This is a genomic window from Devosia insulae DS-56, from assembly GCF_000970465.2.
Classification (GTDB): Bacteria; Pseudomonadota; Alphaproteobacteria; order Rhizobiales; family Devosiaceae; genus Devosia_A; species Devosia_A insulae.
The window spans coordinates 1-6,595 of record NZ_LAJE02000263.1 but is presented as its reverse complement, the minus strand read 5'-3'; the positions used below and the strand labels follow the sequence as shown (position 1 = coordinate 6,595).

The following is a 6,595-nucleotide window of genomic DNA, read 5'->3' as shown; positions in this document are numbered from 1 at the left end:
TTGGTCTCCTCCCCCCTTGCGGGGGAGGGACAGGGTGGGGGGTACTCTTCCCGCGCCGAGCTTTCCCTAGCGAGAATGTAGTTTCACAAACATCCATGTTGCAAAACTACACCCGCCGTGTACTTTCGCCGCGCTTGCACGACCGGGAGGCGCCAATGACCAAGACCAAGATCACCAGAACGTCGCGCCAACTGCCGATGTCGAACCTGGGCGGACCGAGCACCCTGCCCCGCTTCCGCTGGCAGCAGCCCACCCTCGACAAGAACACTCCGCCCAATCGCGGCCTCACCGACGAGGAAAACGCCCACGGCTTCAACTGGGGCAAGGATTCGATCCTGCCCTACCGGGTCTACGACGATTACGATCGCTCGCAGGAGCCGGGCGAAATGCCGCTGGTGACGCTGGAGAACGGGCGCCTGCGCGTCTCCGTGGCGCCGCAATATGGCGGCCGCCTGATGGAGCTGCACGACCTGAAGCTCGGCCGCGACCTGGTGTTCTGTAACCCCGTGTTCCAGCCGGCCAACCTCGCCGCGCTCAACGCCTGGTTCTCGGGCGGCATCGAGTGGAACGGCCTGATCCCCGGCCACACCCCCTTCACCACCGCCCAGGTGTTCGCCGGCAGCATCGAGACCGACCGCGGCCCGGTGCTCAGGCTCTACGAGTTCGACCGCATCGTCGAAGCCACCTGGCAGATCGACCTGTTCCTCCCCGATGACGACGACCGGCTCTATGTGCATGGCCGCATCGTCAACAATACCGATGCCGTGAAGCTCGCCTATTGGTGGACCAATGTCGCGGCGCCGATGTCGAAGGGCATGCGCGTCCTCGCTCCCGCCGATTACTCGATCGAGCACGTGCTGCCCAATAACGAGCTGGCCCGTTTCCCCTTCCCCGATCCCGACCGTTTCGATGGCTCCTATCCGGACAAATGGCGCGACTCGACCTCGGTGTTCTTCCGGAAGCCCGATGCCGAGCGGCTGTTCATTGCCGGGCTCGATGCCGATGGCGTCGGCCTCGCCCAGACCGCCACCTCGGCGCTCAAGGGCCGCAAGTTCTTCTATTTCGGCACCGGCGCCGGCGGCCAGCAATGGATGGATTACCTGGCCAAGCCCGATGAGGGCGATTACATCGAAATCCAGAGTGGCATCGCCCCGACGCAGAACCAGCGCTTCGAATTGCAGCCCAACAGCGAAGTGCACTGGACCGAGGTCTATGGCGCGCTGAGCGTCGATCCGGCCAAGGTGCATGACGCCGACTACCACAAGGCCAGCCGAGCCACCGGCCCCGCGATCGACGCCCGCTTCCCGGCCGCCGAGCTCGCCGATGTCGACGCCTTCCTCACCGCAGTGTCGCGCCAGCCGCTGACCAAACGCCTGAGCGACGGTTCGGCCTGGGGCAGCCGGCAGGAAAAGCTCACCGGCAAGCCGCTCGCCCAGGGCCTCGATTTCGCCGTGCCGCACCCGACCGATTGCTGGGATGAGCTCGCGACCACCGGCCGCTTCTCCGAGGCGAGCCTCAAGCGCGTTCCGGCCGATTTCGCCGTCTCGCCCCTCTGGGTGGCGGCGCTGGAAAAGAGCCGCGACAAGCAAAGCGAGACCTGGCTCCACGCCCTGCTGCTCGGCATCGCCACGCTCGACAATGGCGATCGCGACGCGGCGCGCGCCCTGTTCGAGCGCTCCATTGCGCTGAAACCCACCTGGCTCGGCCGCCGCCAGCGCGCCCTGGTCACCAGCGATCCCGACGCCGCCGACCGCGATTATCTCGCTGCCTGGGCCAGCGGCGATGCGCCGCCGGCCCTCGCCGCCGAGATCGTCAGCCTGTTGGTCAAACACGGTCGGCTCGAGCGCCTGCGCGCCTTTGCCTCGGGCCTGCCGGCCTCGGCGCTCACCGACGAGCGGGTGCACCTCGGCCGCGCCATGGTGGCGGCATCGGAGGGCGATCTCGACCTGCTCGAACGCCTGCTCGACCGCCATTTCGCCACGGTGCGCGAAGGCGAGAACCTGCTCGACGAGCTCTGGGTCGCCCTGCAGCGCGGTCGCCTGCAGCAGGCGCTGAAACGCGCCCCTTCACCGGCCGAGCTGGCCGAACGGCTGAAGCAACACCCGGTGCCGGCGCATCTCAACTTCCGCATGCGGGCCGTCGATGAGGTGAAGTAATGGCGGCATTGGAGCCCACGGCCCCGACGCTGATCCAGTCGATCTCGCTGGGGCTCGGCGGCTACAACAAGGCGTTCCAGCTGGTGGGCGGGTACCTCCTCGCCTCGCCCGAAGCCTTCATCCGCGAGCCGCTGCAGGAGATCGCCCGCGCCGCCGGGGTGAGCGAGCCCACCGTGCTGCGCTTCTGCCGCCAGTTCGGTTTCAAGGGCCTGCCGGATTTCCGCATTGCGCTGGCCATGTCGCTGGCCCGCGAGGCGCAAGGGGCGTTCATCGACCCCGGCGTCAGCGACAAGGCCGTAGTCAACCTTGCCGCCAAGCGCGCCATTGCCCGTTTCGCCCTGTCGCTGGTCGGCGACGACCGCTCGATCATCATCGATTCCGGCTCGACCACCCAGCTCTTTGCCGAGAACCTCAGGGCCGCCAACCCGCTGGTGATCATGACCACCGGCCTCAACATCGCCGAGGCGTTTCGCGGCGCCAGCCAGCATACCGTCATGCTGCCGGGCGGCACGGTGCGCTTCGAATCCAACTCGCTGTCCGGCCGCATGGTCGAGAGCACGGTGGGCGGCATGCGCTTCGACACCATCTATCTGGGCGCCGACGCCATCGACCCAGTGCTGGGGCTTTCGACCTTCAACGAGGCCGAGGCGCACCAGAACGCCGCCATGGTGGCGGTGAGCCAGCGGGTGATCGTCCTCGCCGATTCGACCAAATTCCGCGCCCCGGCCCTGCACCGGATCTGCGAGCCTGACCGTATCCACGCCGTGATCACTGACACTGGCCTTGCCGATGACACCGCCGCCCTGCTCGAGCAGCATGGCGTCGCCGTTCACCGGGTCGAGCCGGAAGGAAGCACCTGATGACCGACGCCACGTTCCCTGCCGCCGACCTCGACCGCTGGGCCACCACCCGCGAGATCAAGCGCCAGCCGGCGATCTGGCGCAGCTTCGGCCCGCGTCTCGCGACCATCGCCGCCGAGGTAACGGCCTGGATCGCCGAGCGCCGACCGGATGAGGTGTGGTTCTGCGGCGCCGGCACCTCGGCCTTTGTCGGCGAGACGCTGGCGAGCCATCTCAACAGCGCGCCCGGCCCGATCCGCTTCCGCGCCATCCCCTCGACCGACCTGATCGCCGCGCCACGCAACTACCTCAGGCCCGGGGTAAAGCTCCTCGTGGTGTCGTTCGGCCGCAGCGGCAACAGTTCCGAGACCATCGGCACGCTCGACCTGCTCGCCGCGCATGCGCCGGAAGCCGATCGGCTGCACATCACCTGCAACGCCAACAGCGCGCTGGCCCGCACCAACAATGCCGGCCCAGGCGAGCTGCGCAACATCGTGCTGCCGCCCGAAACCGACGACAGCGGCTTTGCCATGACGTCGAGCTACACCACCATGCTGCTGACGGCGCTCGCCGTGTTCGACCCCGCCCCGCCGGCACCGGTCGCCGAGCTCATGGCCCGACTGGCGGATGGCGCCGAGGCGCTGCTGTCAGGACAGCTGGAGCGGCTGATCGCGCTGCCGATGCCGGAGCGCGCCGTGTTCCTCGGTTCCGGCCCACTCACCGGCTCGTCGCGCGAAAGCGCGCTGAAGGTGCTGGAACTGGCGGCCGGCCAGATCCCCACCTCGTGGGATTCGACTCTCGGCTTCCGCCATGGCCCCAAGGCCATCACCAATGCCAAGACCCGGGTCTTCGTGCTGCTCTCCTCCGACCCGCATACAAGCCGCTACGACACCGACCTCGCCACCGAAGTGGCGGCGCAGTTCGGCGCCGATGTGGTGCTGCGGCTCGGCGACCCCGCCGCCGGCGCCGATATCCCTGTGCCGTCGGTCGGCAACGATGCCTGGTCGTCGGTGCTCTACGTCATGGTGGCGCAGCTCTTGTCGGTGATCTGGTCGCACAAGCTGGGCCTCACCGTCGACAACCCCTTCGCCTCGGGCAACCTCACCCGGGTCGTCGCCGGGGTGAAGCTTTACCCGCTGCCGGAGACCGGACCTCAGATGTTCGGCGCCCTCGATGTCGGCGGCACCAAGATCGAGGCGCGGCTGTTCGACAACAAACTGGACGTGCTCGAGCGCCAGCGCTTCCCCACTGCCAAGGGCAGCTATGAAGAGCTGCTGCAGGCGCTTGAGGGCGCTGTCGGCTGGCTCGACCAGACGGCCGGCACCAAAGTGGACCTTGGCGTCGGCCTGCCCGGGCTGATCGACCCGGCCACCGGCATCTCGATGACCTCGAACGTACCGGCCACCGGCCACACCCTCAGCGCCGACCTCTCGGCCCGTATCGGTCGCGCCATTCCGGTGGCAAACGACTGCAAGTGCTTTGCCCTCTCCGAAGCCAATGGTGGCGCCGGCGCGGGCTATCGCACGGTGTTCGGGCTGATCCTCGGCACAGGTGTTGGCGGCGGCGTCACTGTAGATGGCAAGCTGGTCGTCGGCCACAATGGCCTGCCCGGTGAAGTCGGCCATTTCGGCCTGCCAGCCGAACTGGTGCAGCGGCACAACCTGCCGCTTGTCGCCTGTGGCTGCGGCCGCACCGGTTGCTACGAGACCCTGCTCTCCGGCCCCGGCATGGGCCGCATCGCCAAACACCTCACCGGCGAGACGGTCGACTCCGCCGCCATCGTCGCCCGCGCCGCCTCGGGCGACGCAACGATGCGCCAAGTGCTCGGCATCTGGTTCGATATCCTCGGCGAGCTGATCCACACCATCCAGCTCACCATCGATGCCGACTGCGTGGTGATCGGCGGCGGTCTCTCCAACATCGATGGCCTGGTCACCGAACTGTCGCGGGTCTTTGCGCCCAAAATGCTGCCCGGGGTACGCCAGCCGGCCTTCGCCACCGCCCGTTTCGGCGATGCCAGCGGCGTCCGTGGCGCCGCCATGCTGGTGGCGGGAGCCCGCAAATGAGGGAACTCCGCGATCTCATCGCCCGCAACCGCAACGGCTCGGGCGAGGCCCTGCCCTCGGTCTGCTCCGCCCACCCCGACGTACTCGCCGCCGCGCTGCTGCTGGCCGATGAGTGGGACGTGCCGCTGCTGATCGAAGCCACCAGCAACCAGGTGAACCAGTTCGGCGGCTATACCGGGATGACGCCGCCGGACTTCATCAGCTTCATTCGCGGGATCGCCGCGCGCACCGGCGTCGACGCCAGCCGCGTGCTGTTCGGCGGCGACCACCTCGGGCCCCAGGCCTGGCGCGACCAGTCGGCTGATATCGCCATGGCCAATGCCCGCGATCTCGTCGCCGCCTATGTCAAAGCCGGCTTCACCAAGATCCACCTCGATTGCTCGGAAGGCTGCGCCGGCGAGCCTGCCGCGGTCGGCGATGCGCTGAGCGCGGCGCGCGCCGCCGACCTCGCCGCGGTCTGCGAAGCCGCGACCGCCGATCCGACCGCACTGAGCTACATGTTCGGCACCGAAGTGCCGCCCCCCGGTGGCGCCCGCGCCGAGGAAGGCCCTATCGGCATTGCTCCGACCGAGCCGGCCAATGCCCGCGCCACCATCGGGGCGCATCGCGACGCCTTCGCGGCGCTCGGGCTGGAGCAAAGCGCCTGGCAGCGTGCCGTCGGCCTCGTGGTGCAGCCGGGCCTGGAGTTCGCCCCCGACCACATCCACCGCTTCGACATCGCCTCGCCCGACCTGCTGTCGCCGGTGCTCGACGGCCATGACGGGCTGAGCTTTGAGGCGCACTCCACCGACTACCAGTATCCGGACGTCTTCCCGGCTCTGGCGCAGCGCCACTTCGCCGTGCTGAAGGTCGGCCCCGCCCTCACCTTCGCCTACCGCCAGGCGATCTACGCGCTCGACGGCGTCGCAAGCTGGCTGGCGCCCGACGCCGACCGCCAACCCATCGCCCCGGTGATGGAAGCGCTAATGCTGGACAACCCCAAGAACTGGGCCAAGCACTATGCCGGCGACGCCGCAACGCTGAAGCTGCTGCGGCATTTCAGCTACGCCGACCGCATTCGCTACTACTGGGCCCAGCCACAGGCGACCGAGGCCGTCGGGCAGTTGCTGGCGGCGCTCGGCACGAAGAAGCCCGTGGCGCCGCTGCTGGAGCAATACTTCGCGCCGGATGTGATCGCCCGGGCGGAACGGCTGGAGTCTCGGTCACCGGATTGGGCAAGGGCGCTGATCTACGCCGAGGTGCAGACGGCACTGGTGCCGTATTTCGCGTGCGTTGGGGTGGCGACTTAAGGATGCAGTTTTCGCGCGGACGGAGCCACATCGTCCCCTCGCCCCTGAGGGGAGAGGGCTAGTGGAGCTAGGACCTTCAGGTCCATAGCGGAACTAGGGTGAGGGGTTCAGCCTCTCAGCGAGCGCGTGTTGCGCCGCTTCACCCCTCAACCGGCCTTCGGCCACCTTCTCCCCTGAGGGGAGAAGGGACGGAGCTGCCTGCTCCAGTGAGTGATCCGGTATCGCTCAGCCAATGCCCTCCGGCC

General features: G+C 68.2%; 4 protein-coding genes. All 4 read left to right on the top strand.

The window, feature by feature from the left end; translation table 11 throughout:
• Window positions 1-155 precede the first annotated feature (155 nt).
• From VW23_RS18580 to VW23_RS18565, 4 genes are read left to right on the top strand one after another with little or no spacing between them, the layout of a single operon-like run.
• Window positions 156-2,156, top strand: coding sequence for a DUF5107 domain-containing protein (locus VW23_RS18580; protein ID WP_069911036.1), 2,001 nt, complete (start codon window positions 156-158; stop codon window positions 2,154-2,156).
• Window positions 2,156-3,016 (top strand): hypothetical protein, encoded by an 861-nt coding sequence (locus VW23_RS18575; protein WP_069911035.1) that lies wholly within the window; start codon window positions 2,156-2,158, stop codon window positions 3,014-3,016. The genes VW23_RS18580 and VW23_RS18575 overlap by 1 nt, the downstream gene beginning before the upstream one ends.
• Window positions 3,016-5,061, top strand: a complete 2,046-nt coding sequence (locus VW23_RS28325; RefSeq protein ID WP_084646298.1) for an ROK family protein — start codon at window positions 3,016-3,018, stop codon at window positions 5,059-5,061. The genes VW23_RS18575 and VW23_RS28325 overlap by 1 nt, the downstream gene beginning before the upstream one ends.
• Window positions 5,058-6,350, top strand: coding sequence for a class II D-tagatose-bisphosphate aldolase non-catalytic subunit (locus tag VW23_RS18565; RefSeq protein WP_069911034.1), 1,293 nt, complete (start codon window positions 5,058-5,060; stop codon window positions 6,348-6,350). The genes VW23_RS28325 and VW23_RS18565 overlap by 4 nt, the downstream gene beginning before the upstream one ends.
• The last annotated feature ends 245 nt before the right edge of the window (window positions 6,351-6,595 follow it).

Excerpts from the sequence above, each read along its gene's own strand:
- VW23_RS18580 (WP_069911036.1), top strand. The coding sequence starts at position 156 with ATGACCAAGACCAAGATCACCAGAACGTCGCGCCAACTGCCGATGTCG.
- VW23_RS18575 (WP_069911035.1), top strand. The coding sequence starts at position 2,156 with ATGGCGGCATTGGAGCCCACGGCCCCGACGCTGATCCAGTCGATCTCG.
- VW23_RS28325 (WP_084646298.1), top strand. The coding sequence starts at position 3,016 with ATGACCGACGCCACGTTCCCTGCCGCCGACCTCGACCGCTGGGCCACC.
- VW23_RS18565 (WP_069911034.1), top strand. The coding sequence starts at position 5,058 with ATGAGGGAACTCCGCGATCTCATCGCCCGCAACCGCAACGGCTCGGGC.